The organism is Paraburkholderia acidipaludis NBRC 101816 (assembly GCF_000684975.1).
GTDB classification, from domain to species: domain Bacteria; phylum Pseudomonadota; class Gammaproteobacteria; order Burkholderiales; family Burkholderiaceae; genus Paraburkholderia; species Paraburkholderia acidipaludis.
Genome location: NZ_BAXZ01000037.1, coordinates 1 through 17,360, shown reverse-complemented (window position 1 = coordinate 17,360; position 17,360 = coordinate 1). Strand labels below are relative to the sequence as shown.

13 protein-coding genes are annotated in these 17,360 nt (G+C 66.5%); 4 read left to right on the top strand and 9 right to left on the bottom strand.

The annotated features are described in order from the left end of the window. Positions 1–5: 5 nt before the first annotated feature. Positions 6–1,103 (top strand): AI-2E family transporter, encoded by a 1,098-nt coding sequence (locus tag BAC01S_RS28655; protein ID WP_027797839.1) that lies wholly within the window; start codon positions 6–8, stop codon positions 1,101–1,103. Here BAC01S_RS28655 and BAC01S_RS33010 read toward each other — a convergent pair. The 6 genes from BAC01S_RS33010 to BAC01S_RS33000 form a co-directional block, all read right to left on the bottom strand. Beyond that, positions 1,098–2,537 (bottom strand): heavy metal sensor histidine kinase, encoded by a 1,440-nt coding sequence (locus BAC01S_RS33010; protein ID WP_043204057.1) that lies wholly within the window; start codon positions 2,535–2,537, stop codon positions 1,098–1,100. The genes BAC01S_RS28655 and BAC01S_RS33010 overlap by 6 nt on opposite strands. After that, positions 2,534–3,223, bottom strand: coding sequence for a heavy metal response regulator transcription factor (locus tag BAC01S_RS28645; protein ID WP_027797838.1), 690 nt, complete (start codon positions 3,221–3,223; stop codon positions 2,534–2,536). Before BAC01S_RS28645 ends, BAC01S_RS33010 begins: the two co-directional genes overlap by 4 nt. A gap of 42 nt (positions 3,224–3,265) precedes the next feature. Further along, entirely contained in the window at positions 3,266–4,771 is a 1,506-nt protein-coding gene (locus tag BAC01S_RS33005) for an efflux transporter outer membrane subunit (RefSeq protein WP_043204056.1), read from the bottom strand. Positions 4,772–4,773: 2 nt separating this feature from the next. Continuing rightward, complete coding sequence (locus tag BAC01S_RS28635; RefSeq protein WP_043204053.1) at positions 4,774–6,033, bottom strand: efflux RND transporter periplasmic adaptor subunit; 1,260 nt, start codon at positions 6,031–6,033, stop codon at positions 4,774–4,776. A gap of 44 nt (positions 6,034–6,077) precedes the next feature. Further along, positions 6,078–9,269 (bottom strand): efflux RND transporter permease subunit, encoded by a 3,192-nt coding sequence (locus BAC01S_RS28630; RefSeq protein WP_027797836.1) that lies wholly within the window; start codon positions 9,267–9,269, stop codon positions 6,078–6,080. A gap of 280 nt (positions 9,270–9,549) precedes the next feature. Then, the gene (locus BAC01S_RS33000) at positions 9,550–10,551 is read right to left on the bottom strand and encodes a LysR family transcriptional regulator (protein WP_043204051.1); all 1,002 of its coding nucleotides are present in this window, start codon (positions 10,549–10,551) and stop codon (positions 9,550–9,552) included. A gap of 220 nt (positions 10,552–10,771) precedes the next feature. Here BAC01S_RS33000 and BAC01S_RS28620 point away from each other — a divergent pair, with 220 nt between their 5' ends. After that, a complete protein-coding gene (locus BAC01S_RS28620; RefSeq protein ID WP_027797835.1) occupies positions 10,772–11,479 on the top strand; it encodes an MgtC/SapB family protein in 708 nt (235 codons plus the stop codon). 178 nt (positions 11,480–11,657) lie between these two features. Beyond that, positions 11,658–11,909 (top strand): GlsB/YeaQ/YmgE family stress response membrane protein, encoded by a 252-nt coding sequence (locus tag BAC01S_RS28615; protein ID WP_027797834.1) that lies wholly within the window; start codon positions 11,658–11,660, stop codon positions 11,907–11,909. An 88-nt stretch (positions 11,910–11,997) separates the two neighbouring features. Here the strand turns inward: BAC01S_RS28615 and BAC01S_RS28610 are convergent, their stop codons facing one another. From BAC01S_RS28610 to BAC01S_RS32995, 3 genes are all read right to left on the bottom strand, one after another. Continuing rightward, positions 11,998–13,524 carry an acetyl-CoA hydrolase/transferase family protein gene (locus tag BAC01S_RS28610; protein ID WP_027797833.1) on the bottom strand — a complete coding sequence of 509 codons (1,527 nt, stop codon included), beginning with the start codon at positions 13,522–13,524 and terminating at the stop codon, positions 11,998–12,000. Between the two features lie 31 nt (positions 13,525–13,555). Beyond that, positions 13,556–13,777 carry a hypothetical protein gene (locus tag BAC01S_RS28605; protein WP_027797832.1) on the bottom strand — a complete coding sequence of 74 codons (222 nt, stop codon included), beginning with the start codon at positions 13,775–13,777 and terminating at the stop codon, positions 13,556–13,558. Positions 13,778–13,941: 164 nt separating this feature from the next. Beyond that, positions 13,942–16,167 (bottom strand): FUSC family protein, encoded by a 2,226-nt coding sequence (locus BAC01S_RS32995; RefSeq protein WP_043204049.1) that lies wholly within the window; start codon positions 16,165–16,167, stop codon positions 13,942–13,944. 161 nt (positions 16,168–16,328) lie between these two features. On the opposite strand from BAC01S_RS32995, the gene BAC01S_RS28595 reads away from it, so the two are divergent. Continuing rightward, entirely contained in the window at positions 16,329–17,339 is a 1,011-nt protein-coding gene (locus tag BAC01S_RS28595; protein WP_043204048.1) for a LysR family transcriptional regulator, read from the top strand. Positions 17,340–17,360 lie beyond the last annotated feature (21 nt).

The following is a 17,360-nucleotide window of genomic DNA, read 5'->3' as shown; positions in this document are numbered from 1 at the left end:
GCAACATGGACGGCAACAAGACGCTTCACCAGACGGCGTTCTACCTGCTGCTGCTCGCGGTTTCCGTCGCGCTCTGCTTCATCCTGGCGCCGTTCTTCAGCACCGTGCTGTGGGCCGCCATCCTCGCGCTGATCTTCCAGCCCGTGCAGCGCTACTTCGTCGCGCGGCTCGGCCGCCGCCGCAATCTCGCTGCGCTGATCACGCTGACGATCTGTGTCGTGATCGTGATCCTGCCGCTCACGCTCGTGGCGGGCACGCTGATCCAGCAGGTGGCCTACGCCTATAGCCAGATCAAGTCGGGCAGTCTCGACATCGGCGCGTTCTTCAGCCGGATCGTCCATGCGCTGCCCGCCTCGCTGCAAAACCTGCTCGCGCGCTACGACCTCATGGACCTCACCGGGCTCCAGGCCCGCCTCTCGGCGGGCGCAGCGCAGATCAGCCAGTTCGTGGCGACCCGCGCGCTGAGCGTGGGCCAGATCACCATGCAGCTCGTCATCAGCTTCTGCGTGATGCTCTACCTGCTCTACTTCCTCGTGCGCGACGGCCGCGAGATCTCGGCGCTGATCCGCAGCGCGATCCCGCTCGACGAAGCGCACAAGCAGCACCTCGTGCGCAAGTTCACCACCGTGATCCGCGCGACCGTCAAGGGCAATCTGGCCGTGGCCTTCGTTCAGGGAACGCTCGGCGGCATCGCGCTCGCGGTGCTGGGCATCCAGGGCGCGCTGCTGTGGGGCTTCGTGATGATGCTGCTCTCGCTCCTGCCCGCCGTGGGCGCCGCACTCGTCTGGGGGCCCGTGGCCGTCTACTTCCTCTCGACCGGCGCGCTCGCCAAGGGCATCGGCCTCGCGGTGTTCGGCTCCGTCGTGATCGGCACCGTGGACAACGTGCTGCGCCCCGTGCTGGTGGGCAAGGACACGCGGCTGCCCGACTGGGTCGTGCTGATTTCGACGCTGGGCGGCATCTCGCTCATCGGCATCAACGGCTTCGTGATCGGGCCGCTTGTCGCCGCGCTGTTCATCAGCTGCTGGGATCTGCTGCGGCGCGACCAGATGGACCGCGCCGCCACCGGAGAGAAAAAGGAAAGCGGCGACAGCGGCTTATGAAGAGACGTGCAGCGGCAAGCCCGCGCGGCCGGTTTGCGCGGCTTCCGTCACGACCGGGGCGCCGGCGCGCTCGCCGTCGACCGCCACCGAAAAGCCGAACGTATTGACGCCGCCGGCGCTGCGCACGAACACCGTGCCGCCGTGCATCTCCGCCACCGCCTTGACGATCGAGAGCCCGAGGCCGTGATTCTCGTGGCTGTTCGAGCGCGCCTCCTGAAGCCGATAGAAGCGGTCGAAGATATGCTCGCGCACCACAGGATCGAGCGGCTCGCCCGCATTCGAGACGGCGATCTCGACATGGCCGTCCTGCGGCGCGATCGTCGCCCGCAACGTGGTGCCGGCCGTCGAATGCTGGATCGCGTTGACGAAAAGGTTGCTCACGGCGCGGCCGATCAGCGACGTGTTGACCCACGCCCGCGCCTCGCCGTGCATCTCGACGCGCAACTGCGCGTCTTCGAGCGGCATCTCCAGGAACTCCAGCATGCGCTGGAGCTCGGCGCGCAGCGAAACTTCGGTCAGGTCCGTCGCCCGCTCGCCGCGATCGCTGCGCGAGAGGAACAGCATGTCGTTGACGATCACGCGCAGACGTTCGAACTCCTCAAGATTCGATTGCAGCGTCAGGCGCAGCTGCTCCACCGAACGATCGCGCGTGAGCGCCACCTGGGTCTGGCCGATCAGGATGCTGACCGGCGTGCGCAGTTCGTGCGCAACGTCGGCGTTGAACGATTCGAGCCGTTCGTAGGCCTTGTCGAGCCGTTCGAGCGCGCCGTTGAACGACGTGGCCAGTTCGTGCAGTTCCTCGGGCAGCTCGTCGTCGTGCAGCCGCTGCCGGCGATTCGAAGGACTCAGCTGCGCCGCCTCGCGCGACAGGCGCGTGAGCGGAGCGAGACCGAAACGCGTGACGGCGCGGCTCAAGAGCGCGACCGCGATGGTGGAGGCCGCAACCAGCACGGCAATGACGATGCCGAAGCGTTGCAGCAGCTGCTCGGTGCGTTTGCAGTCGCTCGCGACGACGAGCGTCACCTCCGGGCGGTCGCCGCTCGCGGGCACGAGGAGCGTGGTGATGGCGACGTCGTAGTCGCCGCCGGGCGGGCGCACGAGCCGGTGATGCGCATCGAGCGTGTCGCTGACCGTGCCCACGATGGGCGCGCCGAAGCGAAAGCGCGGGTCGGGGCCTTCCACGTTGTAGTGCATGCTGCTGTCCGCCGGCGAGAGGTCGCGCAGCTTCTCCTGCACCAGGGCCCACTTCTGCGCGTCGGAAGCGTGCGAAACGATCAGCAGGGCAATGTGCGCGCGCGCGTCGACCGTCGCGCGCAGGTCGTCGAGAAGCTGGGTCTTCATCAGCAGGAAGAGCCCCGTGCCGGTGAGCGTGAACACCACGAGCGACACCGCCGCGAACATGGCCGAAAGCCGCAGCGAGATCGAGTGTTTCATGACGGCTGGCCCCCGTCCTCGCGCACTTCGAGCACATAGCCCATGCCGCGGATGGTGTGCAGCAGCTTGGCCGCGTGCGGGCCGTCGAGCTTGGCGCGCAGGCGCTTGATGGCCGTTTCGACGACGTTCGCGTTGCTTTCGAAGTTCACGTCCCAGACGAGCTCGGTGATGAGCGTCTTCGAAAGGATCTCGCCGCGCCGCCGCGCGAGCACGGAGAGCAGCTGGAACTCCTTGGCCGTGAGATCGAGCCGCACGCCGTCGCGCGTCGCGCGGCGGCTGATGAGGTCCACCTGCAGGTCGCCCACCGTGATCAGCGTGGATTCCTGCGCGCGGGCGCGCCGCGTGAGCGCGCGCAGCCGCTCGACCAGTTCGAGGAACGAGAAAGGCTTCGTCAGATAGTCGTCGGCGCCGTCGCGCAGGCCGTGCACGCGGTCGTCCACGCGGTCGCGCGCGGTCAGCATGATGACGGGCGTGCCCTTCTTCGCGCGCACCGCGCGCAGCACGCCGAAGCCGTCGAGCTTGGGCAGCATCACGTCGAGCACGATCACGTCGAAGTCGTACTCCGTGGCCATCCACGCGCCCTCTTCGCCGTCCATCGCGACGTCGACGATCCACCCCTGCTCGGTCAGCCCGCTGCGCAGGTAGTCCACGACCTTGCGTTCGTCTTCGATCACCAGGACTTTCATGCCCGCATCCCCCTTCTCTCTCCCTTTCGTGCGAGCGGGATTTTAACCCTTGCCCGCCGCCGGCATTTCGCGGCACGTGCCCGCGCTGCAGGCCAGCTCGCGCTCGTCCGCGCTCCAGCCGCCGCCCAGCGCCTTCGCCAGATAGACCACGGTCGCCACCTGCTGACCGTGAATCTGCACCTCCGTGCGCTCGCTGGCAAGCAGCTGCTGCTCGGCGGTGAGCACGTCGAGGAACGCCACGAGGCCGCCCTGATAGCGGTCGTTCGCGAGATCGTACGCGTTGCGCGCGTCGTCCACGGCCGCCTGGCCCTCGTCCGAGGCACGCTCCAGCACGGAAAGGCCCGTCACCGCATTCTGCACCTCCTGGAACGCGGTCAGCACGGTCTGCCGGTAGGAAGCCTCGGCCGACTCGTAGCCCGCCTGCGCGAATTTCACACCGGCGGCGCGCTTGCCGCCGTCGAACAGCACCTCGCTCGCGCCCGCACCGAGCGACCACATGAGGCTCGGTGCCGTGAAAAGCGTGCTGAAGCGCGTGGACTCCCAGCCCAGCGTGGGCGAGAGCGTGATGTCCGGGTAGTACGCCGAGCGCGCCACGCCGATCTGCGCGTTGGCGGCAGCCATCGCGCGCTCGGCCGATGCGACGTCGGGCCGGCGCTGCATCAGTTCGCTCGGCAGACCCGTGGGGAGCGCCGGCACCGGCAGCGGCGTGACGGCGGCAGCGATCGAAAACTCGGGCGCGGGCTTGCCCACCAGCACCGCAATCGCATTCTGGAGCTGCTGACGCTGGTTCACGAGCAACTGCGCCTGGGTTTTCGTCGCGTCGAGCTGCGCCTTCTGCTGCGCCACGTTGAGCCCCGACACCGCGCCGAGATCGTGCTGCGAATTGACGAAGTCGAGCGCCTTCTGCTGCAGCACGACCGACCGGTTCACCACGTCGATCTCGTCGTCGAGTTCGCGCAGCGAGAAATAGCTCGTCGCGAGCTGGGCCGTGAGCACGAGACGCGCGTTCGCGAGATCGTCGCCGGCCTGCTCCGTCGAGGCCTGCGCCGACTCGACCATGCGGCGGATGCGGCCGAACAGGTCCAGCTCGTAGCTGACGGCGGGGCCGATCCCGAGATCGTTCTGCACCGTCGAGGTGTTCGGCACCGTATAGTTGGTCAGCGGGCGGTTCGCCGAAATGCGCTCGCGCGCCGCGCTCGCGTCGAGCGTGACCTGCGGCGCCTGTTGCGAGGACACCGAAGCCAGTGTCGCGCTTGCCTGCTCGTAGTGCGCCACGGCCACGCGCAGCGTCTGGTTTTCCGCCAGCGCCTGATCTTCGAGCCCGTTCAGCTCGGCGTTGTCGAACACCTTCCACCATTGCGGATCGAGCGCTGCATGCGAGGGCTGCGCGGCGTGCCAGTACGAATCGGCCGGGTCCATGGTCCAGGCAGCCGGGCTGGCCGTTTGCGGCGCATGGTAGTCCGGGCCGACCGTGCAGGCCGCCAGGCACGCGGTTCCGAGCGCCGCCAGCGCCGCCGCGGCATGGCGCGGCTTCGCATTGCGCCTCATGCTCACGTCGCGCTCCGCTTCGCGCCCGCGCCGCTCGCGCCATGGGCTCCGCCCGCGCCCGGGGTCACGACCGTCACGTCGTCGCCGTTGGCAATCGAATCGCTCGGGTTCAGCACGACGCGATCCGAGCGCTCGAGCCCGTGACCGATCAAGAGTGTCTGCCCGAGATCCTGGGTGATCTCGACGGGCTTCAGTCGCACCTTGTTGTCCGCACCCACCACGGCAAGGCGCGGCCCCTCGGCGCGGAACAGCAGCGTATTGCCGGGCACCGTGAGCATGCCGGCCGCGTCGGTGTTCAGCGAGGCCTGCACGTAGGTGCCGGGCAGCAGCCTGCCGTCGTGGTTCGGCATCATGATCTCCACCTGCAGCGTGCGCGTGCCCGTGTTGATCGCGCCCGAGGTATTCGTCACCTTGCCTTCGAACGTCACGCCCGGCATTTCCTGCTGTGTCACGCTCACGGGCTCGCCCACCACGATCTGCTGCGCGTAGGTCTGCGGCACGTCCACATAGAGCCGCAGCGGATCCGACTGCGCGATCGCAAAGAGCGCGCGGCCCGTGCCGCCGTTGCCCGCATTCACGAGGTCGCCGATATCGATATTGCGCTGCGTAATGACGCCCGTGAAGGGCGCGACGATGCGCTGGAAGCCCTTCGTTTCGGTGAGCCTGCGCATGTTCGCTTCGGCGGCCGCGAGGTTCGCCACGTCCTGGTTGTACGCGCCCTGGCGGTCGTCCAGCTCCTGCTGCGAAACCGCATCGCGCTGGCGCAGCCCCTGCGCGCGATCGAGCGAGGTCTTCGCGAGCGCGAGCGTCGCTTCGGCCTGGGTGCGCTGCGCCTGCGCCTGCTGGAATTCCTGATCGATCTCGGGCGTGTCGATCTCGGCCAGCAACTGGCCCTGCTGCACGTGGGCGCCGATATCGACATACCAATGCGACACATAGCCGTTCGCGCGCGAGTAGATCGGCGACTCGATAAAGCCGCGCAGCGTGCCCGGCAGGACGATGCTGCCGCTCGCACCGGCCGGCACCGGATTCACGACGCTCACGTACTGCTTCGCGTTCTGCTTCGTGACCTCCGCGAGACGATGCGAGTTCTCGATGTTCGAGACGATCGTGCGCGCAGCGCCTGCCGCGAGCAGCAGCGCGACGATGATCGCGGCGAGCCGCGCCCGCCGGCCCGCCTGATGGCGCGCGGGCAGATCCATGCCGTGCTGGGCGCCGCCGACGGCAATGTCGAGGGATGAGTGATGATGGGGTTCGTTCATGTCATCGACCAGATTGAGCGTAACCGGATTGCATGTTGTCCGAATCAATGTCTGCCGCGCCGTGCTTCACGTTCGCGCTTTTGCTCTGCGCGCTGCGCAAGCCGGCCATGCACCGTCGCAAACATCAGCGGCACGAACAGCAATGTAGATACCGTAGCAAAGAGCAGACCGCCGATCACGGCGCGGCCTAGCGGGGCGTTCTGTTCCGCGCCTTCGCCGAGACCGAGCGCCATCGGCACCATGCCGATCATCATCGCGAACGCCGTCATGAGCACGGGGCGAATCCGCGTCGCGCCGGCTTCGAGCGCGGCCGCGAGCGGCGTCACGCCCGCGGCCAGCCGCTGACGCGCGAACGCCACGACGAGAATACTGTTGGCCGTCGCCACGCCCACGGTCATGATAGCCCCGGTGAGCGCCGGCACGCTCAGGTGCGTACCGGTGATGAACAGCATCCACGCAATGCCCGCGAGAGCCGCCGGCAAGGCGCTGATGATGATGAGCGGGTCGGCCCACGACTGGAAATTCACGACGATCAGCAGATAGACGAGCACGATGGCCATCGCAATGCCCACGCCCAGCCCCACGTACGAGGTGCGCATGGTGGTGATCTGGCCGCGCATGGTGATGGTCGTGCCGCGCGGCGCGTGCGCCTGCACGGACTTGATGAGATCGTCGATATGCGAGCCCACGCTGCCGAGATCGCTGCCCTCCACGCTCACGAGCAGGTCGATCACGGGGCGGATGTTGTAGTGCGTGACGATGGCGGGACCGACGTGCGGCTGCAGCTGCACGAGGTTGCTCACGAGCTGCAGCGGCTCGCCCGGGCGCACCGAGACCGGCGTGCCCATCACTTCGTTCACCGATGCTTCGCGATACTGCGGCGTCTGCACGGTAAGCGGATACTCCACACCGTTCTGCGGGCTCACCCAGAACGCCGGCGCCGTTTGCGTGCTGCCGGCCAGCGCGACGAGCACGTCCTGCGCGACGTTCGCCGGGCTCAGGTTGAGCTGCTGCATGCGCGTGCGGTTCATCGCGAGCGTGAGCGCCGGCTCGTCGTTGCGTTGCTCGATGCGCGAATCGACGGCGCCCGGCATCTGGCGCACCGCCTTGAGCAGCTCGCTCGCAAGCGCCATGTTCTGGCCGAGATTCGTGCCCACCACCTGCACGTCGATCGCCGCGGGCTGCCCGAAGTTCAGGATCTGCGTAATGATGTCCGCGGGCTGGAAGAAGAACTCCACGCCCGGATAGCGCTGCGGCAGCAACTCGCGCAGCTTGTCGATATAGATGCGCGAGGGGTCGTGATCGGGCTTGAGCGCGATCTGGATTTCGCCGTCGAGCGTGCCCATCGTCCCCGCATTGCTGTACGAGAGATTGATACCGCTGTACGGCAGGCCGAGGTTATCCACGATCGTTTCGAGCTGGTCCGGCGGCACGACCTCGCGGATGGTCTTCTCCACTTCGTCGGCAAGACGCGCCGTTTCTTCGATCCGGTAGCCCGTGGGCGCACGCATGTGCAGGCGGATGTTGCCCGCATCGACGGTCGGGAAGAAGTCGCGGCCGAGGAAGAACACCAGGCCGAGCGAAACGAGGCAGAACGCGAGGAAGCTGGTGCCGAACACGCGCCGCCTTGCGAGCAGCAGGCTCAGCAGTGCGATGTAATTGGCGCGCACACGCTCGAAGCCGTGATTGAAGCGCTCATGAAAGCGCCCGAACCACGAGCGCGAGGCGCCCGCGTGCGCGTGGCCCACGTCGGGACCGCCGTGCGTGAAGAGCAGCATCGCGAGCGTCGGCACCAGGGTACGAGAGAGGATGTACGACGCGATCATCGCGAACACCACGGCTTCCGCGAGCGGCACGAACAGGAAGCGCGCCACGCCGGTGAGGAAGAACATCGGCACGAACACGATACAGATACACATCGTGGAAACGAGCGCCGGCACCGCGATCTCGCCCGCGCCCTCCAGGATGCCGTCGTGGAGGTTCGCACCGAGATGCAGGTGACGTTCGATGTTCTCGATCGTCACGGTAGCGTCGTCGACGAGTATCCCCACCGCCAGCGCGAGGCCGCCGAGCGTCATGATGTTGATGGTTTCGCCCAGCGCGAAGAGCGCGAGGATCGACGCGAGAATCGAGAGCGGAATCGACACCGCGATGATGAGCGTGCTGCGCCAGTTGCCGAGAAAGATCAGGATCATCACGGCCGTGAGCGCGGCCGCGATCAGCGCCTCGCGCATCACGCCCTGCACCGCCGCCGCCACGAAGATCGACTGGTCGAACAGCGGCTTGACGACGAGCGCGGGGGGCAGCGTGTCGCGCACTCTCGGCAGCAGCGCCTTCAGACTGCTCACCACCTGCAGCGTGGAGGCGTCGCCGTTCTTGAGCACCGAAACCAGCACGCCGCGCACGCCGTCCTGGCGCACCACGTTGGTCTGCGGCGAGAAACCGTCGCGCACGTGGGCCACGTCGCCGAGATAGGTGGTGGCGCCGTTGACCGTCTGCACGGGAATGTGGTTCAGGCCCGCGATCGTCTCGGGCGAGGCGTTGGTGTCCACCTCGTACTCGGTCTGCCCCAGCTTCGCGGTGCCGGTTGGCAGGATCAGGTTCTGCGCATTGACGGCGTTGACGATATCGGAGGGCGTGAGGCCCTTCGCGATGATCGCGCGCGTGTCGATGTCGACGGAGATCACGCGGGTCTTGCCGCCGTAAGGATACGGAACCTGCGCGCCCGGAATCGTGATGATCTGCGGACGCAGGAAGTTCATCGCGATGTCCGCGATCGCCTGCTCGCTCATCGTGTTGCTCGACAGGCCGAGCTGGATCACCGGGATGCTCGACGCCGAGTAGCTGATGACGAGCGGCGGCGTGGCGCCGGGCGGCATCTGCTTGAGCGTGGCCTGTTCGAAGGCCACCGCCTGCGCGATCGCCGTCTGCTGGTTCGCGCCCGGCTGCAGGAACAGCTTGATGACGGCAATGCCCGGCAGCGACTGCGACTCGATATGCTCGATGTTGCTGACGGTCGTGGTCAGGCCGCGCTCGTTGACCGACGTGATGCGGTCGGCCACGTCCTTGGCGGAAAGCCCCGTGTACGACCAGATGATGCTGATCACGGGGATATTGATGTTCGGCAGCACGTCGGTCGCCATCCTCATGAGGGCGAACGGCGTGGCCAGCACGATCAGGATGGCCATCACGATGAACGTGTAAGGCCGCTTCAGCGCGAGATTGACAATCCACATGTGACTGTTTCAGGCAAGCAATAGGGCTGACGGGCAGGCATGGCTTACCCGAAACGCATTTTTGGGACGGTGCCGCATGATAGGCAACGGCAGTGGCGCGTTGCTGGCGCCAGGATGGCAAAATTGTCAGGCTGGAAATAATCCACGGCAACGATTTTCGGAACACGCAAGAATTGCACTGCGCACGCTCCGAAGCTGCACCGCAGCAAATACGCGGTCTCCCGTGTTCCGCGCGGCATAAACCGCCGCAGCATCAAGCGCGCCAGGCCTTGACGCTACCTCAGTTGACGAGCCGCAGCCGGTCCGCGTCGCGCGCGAGCGCCGGCTCGCGCGCGCGCGCCGGCTGCGAGGGACCACGACGCGGCCGCTGCCCGCCATAGGCCATGAGCGCGGCTTCCTGCTCGGCGAGCATGCGCGGCACCCTCTCGCGCAGAAAGTCGACGAAGGTGCGGATCTTGGCATCCAGATAGCGGCGCGACGCATAGAGGGCGTAGATGTTCAAACCTTCCAGCCAGTGCCTGGGCAGCACGCGCACGAGCGACCCGTCGGCGAGACCGGGCAGCGCCACGGGCACCGGCAGCGGACCGATACCCATGCCCTCGCGGATCGCGAGGGCGAGCGCCTCGGGGTTGTTCACCTGGAGCGGCGTCGCGCCGTGCGGCCCCACGGAAGCCCACTGGCCCGCCGGCAGGCTCGCATCGGTGAGATGCAGGCAGGTGTGGCCTTCGAGTTCGTCGAGCGACTGCGGCACGCCGCGCGCATGAAGATACTCGGGCGAGGCGCACAGAATCGCCACCGTGCTGCCGAGATGCTGGGAAATCAGCGCGGAGTCCTCGAGCTCGGCGGCCACCACCACGGCCACGTCGAAGCCCTCCTCGATGATGTCCGGCATCTGCTGGGCGATGGTCAGATCGACCGCGACCTCGGGCTGATGCTGCTGGTAGCGCGCGATCAGCGGCATCACGTAGTGCTGGCCGAAGCTCGTGCCGCCGTAGACGCGCAGCTTGCCCGACGGGTTCGCCTGGGCCGCGGCGGCCTCGGCTTCGGCCTGCTCGATGTCGGCGAGAATGCGCTTGCAGTTCTCGAGATAACGCTCTCCGGCCTCGGTCAACGCCATGCGCCGCGTGGTGCGGTTCAAAAGCCGCGCGCGCAGGCGCGCTTCGAGGTCGGTGACGGCGCGCGAGACCTGCGCCGTCGTCATCGCTTCGCTCGCGGCCGCGCGCGTGAAGCTGCCCGACTCCACGACCCTTACGAAGATCCGCATGTTGCGCAGCGTATCCATCCCTGACTCCTGTTCGTCCTGCCGTCCTGCCCGATTGCAAAAACGCCAATGGCGCCAGTGTGAAGGAGAAGCCGTGGCCCGATGCTGACCTGCAAATGACGGCGCGGACAGCTTGGCGGGGCGCGCCGCGCCGCGTATGATCCTGGGCGCAACCGGCGTACCGCATTGCGTTGCCGCGCGACGCTTCCGGCGCCGGCGATGGCGCTTACATGACAAAACGATGACTCTCGAATTCGTTCTGCGCCTTCTCATGGCGTTTTCCTGCGGCGTCGCCATCGGGCTGGAGCGCCAGATTCGCCAGCGCACGGCCGGCCTGCGCACGATCGTCCTCGTCGCGACCGGCGCGTGCCTCTTCGTCACGCTCGGCGTGCTCACCGGCAACGGCACGTCCGGCATCACGCAGATCGCGGCCTATGTGGTCTCGGGCGTCGGCTTCCTGGGCGGCGGCGTGATCATGCGGGACAAGGGTTCGATCCAGGGCATCAACACGGCGGCAACGCTCTGGTGCTCGGCGGCCGTCGGGGTGCTCTCGGGCGCGGGCCACTACGGCCCGGCGGCGGCGGGCACGGCGGCCGTGCTGCTCATCAATACCGTGCTGCGCGAGGTGAGCCGCATCATCAACGCCACGCCGGTGGGCGCCGCCGATCTCGTGCGCGAATACGTGCTCACGGTGGTCTGCCGCGAAGAGGACGAGATCCACATCCGCACCGTGCTTTCCAATTCCATGTATTCGACGCCGCTCTCGTTCCAGAGCCTCATGAGCGAAGACGTGCCCGACCAGCCCGAGCGCCTGCGGGTCACGGCCACGCTACGCACGCACCCGAAATTCCAGTCAAAGCTCGAACTGATGGCGAGCCGCCTCAGCATGGAAAAAGGCGTCTCGAGCGTGAGCTGGACGGCCGTGGATACCGAGGTCGCCCCCGAATGACGCGCTAGCGCACGCCGATCCTTTCAATTGCCATTCTATTTTGTTGCATATGCTTGAACGATGCCCGGCACCGTTTAATAAGTGTCAATTCTGGCCGCGCAACATGGACGCGATCCCGCCCTTGGTCTAAGCTGCACATCACCGTGGATTTTTCACACCAACAAGGGGAGTGCTCAATATGGAACACGGCATCATCGCCTGGCTCATCATCGGCGCAATCGCAGGCTGGCTTGCCGGCGTGCTCGTCAAGGGCGGCGGCTTCGGGCTGATCGTCGATATCATCGTCGGGATCGTGGGCGCGTTCATCGGCGGCTGGCTGGCCGGGATCCTCCACATCTCGGTGGGCGGCGGCTGGATCAGCTCGATCATCACGGCCGTCGTGGGCGCGGTCATTCTGCTGTTCGTCATCCGGCTATTCAGACGCGCGTAGCAGACGCACGGAACCGGCTGAGCGTTCCACACGAACCAAACGGGAGTGCCGTTGCCGGCACTCCCGTTTTTTCATGTCCGCCAGGAATTCAGGCGTTGGCGACGAGGCCCCCCGTGCCCTCGGGCAACATCGAACCGGTCTCGCTGAAGCGCAGATGCATCCCGTACGCCTTCGCAAGATCGTGCGGCGTCTGGCCGCCGTGCTTCAGCGCATCCTTGTAGTAGTCGCGCAGCAGGTCGCGATAGAGCGGATGCGCGCAGCGCTCGATGATGAGCGTGGCGCGCTCGCGCGGCGCGAGGCCCCGCAGGTCGGCCAGGCCCTGTTCGGTCACGATCACGTCGACGTCGTGCTCGTTATGGTCCACGTGCGGCACCATCGGCACGATGCTCGAAATGCAGCCGTCCTTCGCGATGGCCTTCGTCGCGAAGATCGCGCACGCGGCGTTGCGCGCGAAATCGCCCGAACCGCCAATGCCGTTCATCATGTGCGTGCCGCCCACGTGCGTCGAATTCACGTTGCCGTAGATATCGCATTCGAGCGCCGTGTTCAACGCGATCAGACCGAGGCGCCGGATCACTTCCGGGTGGTTGCTCACCTCCTGCGGGCGCAGCACGAGCTTGTCGCGGTAGCGGTCGAGCTCGGCCAGCACCTGGGCCTGGCGCTGCGCCGAGAGCGTCATCGAAGCACCCGATGCGAACACCATCTTGCCGGCGTCGATGAGGTCGAAGGTCGAGTCCTGGAGTACTTCGGAGTACATCGTAAGTGCTTCGAACGGCGAGTTCACGAAGCCGGCAAGCACCGCGTTCGCAATCGTGCCGATGCCGGCCTGCAGCGGCGGCAGTTGCGCGCTCATGCGACCGTGCGCCACTTCATGCTGGAGAAATTCGATCAGGTGGCCGGCAATGCACGCGGTTTCGTCGTCGGCCGGCAGGACGGTGGACGGGCTGTCCGCTTCGTTGGTGATGACGATGGCCGCGATCTTCTCGGGCGCAATGTTGATGATCGTCGTGCCGACGCGATCCTGCGGGCGCACGACAGGCAGCGGATCGCGATGCGGACGGCGCCCCGGAATCCAGACGTCGTGCAGGCCTTCGAGCGCGAGCGGCTGCGCGAGATTGATTTCGACGATCACCTTTTCGGCGAGGATCGCGAAGCTCGCGGAATTGCCCACCGACGTGGTGGGCACGATGCCGCCCGTCTCCGTGATCGCGGCCGCCTCGATGATCGCGAGGTCCAGCTTGCCGAGCAGGTTGGCGCGCAGCATCTCGACGGTTTCGGAGAGATGCTGGTCGACGAACATCACCTCGCCGCGGTTGATCGCGCGACGCAAGGTGGTGTCGACCTGGAACGGCAGACGGCGTTCGAGCACGCCCGCTTCGGTCAGCGCGCGATCGACGTCGTGACCGAGCGAAGCCCCCGTCATCAGCGTGATGCGCAGCGGCTCCTGCTCCTCGCGTGCGCGGCGCGCCAGCGCGATCGGCACGGCCTTCGTGTCGCCCGCTCGCGTGAAGCCGCTCGCGCCGACACGCATGCCGTTGCGCACGAGCTGCGCCGCCTCGGCGGCCGTGGTGATCTTGCCGCGCAGGGCGGCACAACGAATACGGTCCTCGTACATCACGGTGTCTCCAGAAATATTCTGTCGTGGCTCAGCTACCGAAGTAGAGGTTGCAGAAGCCGACGGGACCGACACATTCGGCCTGCTTTCCCGGCTTCGCGACGTGGTGTTGGGCGCCTGCCTCGTCGGCTCGAGAAACGGCAGCCTGGGAGACCTGCTGCGGGACAGTCCCGGCCGGTGCCTCGCCCTGCGCCCAGGCAGCGGCGGCGGCGAACAGCGAACAGGCAACAACAGCGATCTTCACGGCGTCCATTTCACTCTCCATGGCTAACGGGTACTGCCGGGCAGTGACCTCACTATATGGCTCGGGCCCGATTTGATTAACGCGCTCCGGTAGAAGGCATCTTTCCAGCGCGCGGCAAGATCGCCTTGCCTGTCTGCTGTTGCCCCTGCTTTTGCTTCGATAACGCGCACTGTTCAGCGGCCGCCGGAAGAGCGAGCCGAACCGCGCGCCCGGTGGCGCACAAACGTGCCAAGCGGCGCGTCGCGGTCCAGCAGCGCGCTGCGGATGAAATGCAGATGGGAAAGGAGCCGCTGGACCTCATGGCGGCGCTCGCGCGCCTCGTGGACAACATCGAGCGCTTCCTGCGCCACCCCGATCGCCGCGCCCACCGAAGCGAGCGCCTGCGCAAGCCGCTGCGCGTCGGGCCGCTCGAACAGCCGCGCGATGTCGGCCTGCACGCAAGCAAGCGAGGGATTCCAGCGCGCATCGAGATCGGCCAGCCAGGCGGCCGCCTGCGCCTCATGACGCAGATCCACGACCGCATGGCCCACTTCGAGCGTGACGAGCATCCAGCGTAGCGCGCGCCGGTGCGCCCGCGCGTCGCCGTTGAGCAGCAAGCGCAACTGATGCATCAGATCGTGCGTGCCGGACTGGAAGCGTTCGCCGAGTCCCGCCAGATCGCCGCGACACGCAGTCACGACCTGGTAGCGCAGCGCGGCGCACAAATGCGCGACGAGCCATTTCATGCGCGGCGGGAACACCACCGCGAAGGCGAGCGCCGCGACCAGCATCGTCGCCACGACCGCAATGCCATTGTTGATCAGGAGGTCAGGCGCATAGGCGATCACGTTGTCGGGGCCGGCCAGCAGGCAGAAGAACACCGAAAAGCCCACACCAAAGCCCGAAATGCGCGGACGGGTCGCGAGAAAGGCACCGAGCGCCAGCACCGGCGCGAGAACGGCGCAGAGCAGCGGGAACCCGTCGATATTCGGGTAGACGTAGCACATGAACAGGTAGCCCGCGAGCGTCGCACACGCCGCGCCGGCGGCCATCTGGGCGGCCATGCGCGTGGCGCCCGGCGTCGACGAGGTCAGCGCGCAGGCCAGCGCCGCCGCGATCACCGCCATGCCGCCGCCCGGCCAGTCGGTCTCGATCCAGAACCAGCCCAGCGCGGCCATCACGACTGCCGTGCGCACGAACGTGAAAGCCACGACATACCAGCTCGTGCGCGGCTCGTAGCGGGTCGTGCGCCGCTCCTGTACGAGCTGCGGCTGCGTCACGGACGCATAGGTACGGCTATATCGAACGACCTCCGACGTGAAGCGCCAGACGAGCTCGGCGGACGTATCGAAGTCCTGAAGCAGGTCGGGTGCGGCGGCTTCGAGCGGTCGCCGGGTCTCGCGCACGTGGCGCGGCAGCGTGCGCTGCCACGCCTCCAGGGCATCGGCGAGACGCAGTGCGTATTCACGATCGGATTCGCCGCAACGCGGCCGTTGCGCGAGCCATGCGGCCAGTTCGCTGAAATACGGTGCCAGGGACGCGACGGCCGAATCGCTCCCGCGCAGACGCTTGAGCAGTTGACGCAGCGCGTGCAGACGCGCGCAAACGTCCATGAATTCGCTGTTCAGACGCGCGAGAAGCGGACTTCGCGAACGCATCGCCGGATCTTCGAAGAAAGCGAAGGCGCGCGTCGCCTCAAAGCCCGCCACGTCGTCGACAAGACGCGCAAAGCGGCCCTCGAACGCGCCCTGCTCCAGCCGGCCTGACAGCACACCGGAGGCGAACGCAGTAAAATTCACGAACCGTGTGCGTAAGGTCCGCTCCAGCAGCGAGCCTGTCTGCCGGGGCACGATCACGGCGCTCACCATGCCCGAACAGAGTATGCCCACTGCCACTTCGGCACCGCGTCCGAGCGCGGCGAGGAAGAGCCCGTTGGGTTGCTGCACGAGCGGAATGCCGATCAGCGCAGCGGTGTAGCCGGCCAGCACGAATGCATACCAGCGAAAATGCCGATTCCGCATGGCAGCCGCCGTGCAAGCGGCCACCCATCCCGTCATCCCGGCGAGATAGAGCTCGGGCTGCTGGATGAATACGCCACCCAGCACGACCGCGGCGATCATGCCGACCGCCGTCCCGGCTATCCGGTACACACTCTTCGCGAACACCATGCCCGAGAGCGGCTGCATCAGCACGAACACGGTGGTCATCGCAATGCGTGGCTGCGGCAGGTCGAGCCGCATCGCAATGCCCATCGCGAGCAACGCGGCCGCGACCGTCTTGAAGAGATGCAGCCAGACCGCGCCGTCGGTGGCGGACCAGTCGCGCAGCGCGCGTCGGGTTGCCTGTTTTTTCGCACGCCAGAGCGCCTCCTGGCGCCGACGCGAGTCGAACGCTCGATGAATCGCGTGCTGGCGGGTCATGGGAATGGCACTACGCTCGGTCTGTTACCAGGCCGCCGATTGTAGGAGCGTCACCGCAGCGAATTAACGGGACGGACGGGGAACGTCCGTTCCAGATCACTCAACAATCACGAGGCTTGCGAGGCGGACAATATCGTTTCCGTGCCGAACAAGAAGATTAGATGGATACACTACAAAATATGCGGGTGTTTGCCCGCGTCGTGGAAGCAGGCAGCTTTACCGCGGCAGCCCAGTCGCTCGATTCGACAACGGGCGCCATGTCGCGCGCCGTGTCGGAACTGGAAGCGCATCTGCGCACCCGGCTGCTCAACCGTTCGACGCGCCGTCTCGCGCTGACGCCGGCGGGCGAGCTTTATCTGAAACGTTGCATGCAGATTCTCGCCGACGTCGACAGCGCCGAAGAAGAAGCAAGCTGCGCCCACGAGCGCCCCGCGGGCGCACTGCGCATGCACAGTTTCGCGAGCATCGGGCAGCAATACGTACTGCCTGCGATCTCGCGCTACCGGGCGTTGCATCCGGAGGTCACGGTCGAGCTGACGCTCTCGCAACGTATGCCCGACTTGTTCGAAGGCAGCAGCGATGTATCGGTGGTCACCGCGTCGTTGCTGCCGAATTCGGACCTCGTTTCGCACCAGCTTGGGACAACCTACAGCATCCTGTGCGCGTCGCCGGCTTATGTGCATATGCATGGATCGCCGCGCACGCCTGCCGATCTGCCGCATCACGAGTGTCTGATCCTGAAGACGCCCGCGTTGCCTGCGCAAGAATGGACGCTCGAAGGCCCCGAGGGCAGCATCGAGATGCACGTCGACGGGCCGGTGCAGGTCAATATCGCGGAATCGCTGGCTGTGGCGATACGCGAAGGCATGGGGATTGGTGTGCTGCCGGTCTATACGGCCATTGAAGGACTGCGCAACGGGACGCTCGTCCGCGTGCTGCCGCAGCACAGGTTGCAGAAGACGAATGTCTACGCACTGTATCCGTCGCGCAAATTCGTCGACGCCAAGACAAAAACGTGGGTCGAGTTCCTGCGCGCGCATCTCCCCGAGGTCATTGCCCGCGACATGGCGCTGCTCGAAGAGTTGACCCAGGAACAGCTCACCGAAGAAGCACTGGCCGACACCGCGATTGTGCCGGCAGCGGCTGGGCGGCTGCAGGACAGCGCGCACTGAGTCGCTGCGCATCAGCTAAAA

What these genes read in the sequence shown, in the direction of transcription:
- BAC01S_RS28630 (WP_027797836.1), bottom strand. Translation starts at nt 9,269, where the DNA reads ATGTGGATTGTCAATCTCGCGCTGAAGCGGCCTTACACGTTCATCGTG.
- BAC01S_RS32995 (WP_043204049.1), bottom strand. Translation starts at nt 16,167, where the DNA reads ATGACCCGCCAGCACGCGATTCATCGAGCGTTCGACTCGCGTCGGCGC.
- BAC01S_RS28620 (WP_027797835.1), top strand. Translation starts at nt 10,772, where the DNA reads ATGACTCTCGAATTCGTTCTGCGCCTTCTCATGGCGTTTTCCTGCGGC.
- BAC01S_RS28655 (WP_027797839.1), top strand. Translation starts at nt 6, where the DNA reads ATGGACGGCAACAAGACGCTTCACCAGACGGCGTTCTACCTGCTGCTG.
- BAC01S_RS33005 (WP_043204056.1), bottom strand. Translation starts at nt 4,771, where the DNA reads ATGAGGCGCAATGCGAAGCCGCGCCATGCCGCGGCGGCGCTGGCGGCG.
- BAC01S_RS28645 (WP_027797838.1), bottom strand. Translation starts at nt 3,223, where the DNA reads ATGAAAGTCCTGGTGATCGAAGACGAACGCAAGGTCGTGGACTACCTG.
- BAC01S_RS28605 (WP_027797832.1), bottom strand. Translation starts at nt 13,777, where the DNA reads ATGGACGCCGTGAAGATCGCTGTTGTTGCCTGTTCGCTGTTCGCCGCC.
- BAC01S_RS28595 (WP_043204048.1), top strand. Translation starts at nt 16,329, where the DNA reads ATGGATACACTACAAAATATGCGGGTGTTTGCCCGCGTCGTGGAAGCA.
- BAC01S_RS28610 (WP_027797833.1), bottom strand. Translation starts at nt 13,524, where the DNA reads ATGTACGAGGACCGTATTCGTTGTGCCGCCCTGCGCGGCAAGATCACC.
- BAC01S_RS33000 (WP_043204051.1), bottom strand. Translation starts at nt 10,551, where the DNA reads ATGGATACGCTGCGCAACATGCGGATCTTCGTAAGGGTCGTGGAGTCG.
- BAC01S_RS28635 (WP_043204053.1), bottom strand. Translation starts at nt 6,033, where the DNA reads ATGAACGAACCCCATCATCACTCATCCCTCGACATTGCCGTCGGCGGC.
- BAC01S_RS28615 (WP_027797834.1), top strand. Translation starts at nt 11,658, where the DNA reads ATGGAACACGGCATCATCGCCTGGCTCATCATCGGCGCAATCGCAGGC.
- BAC01S_RS33010 (WP_043204057.1), bottom strand. Translation starts at nt 2,537, where the DNA reads ATGAAACACTCGATCTCGCTGCGGCTTTCGGCCATGTTCGCGGCGGTG.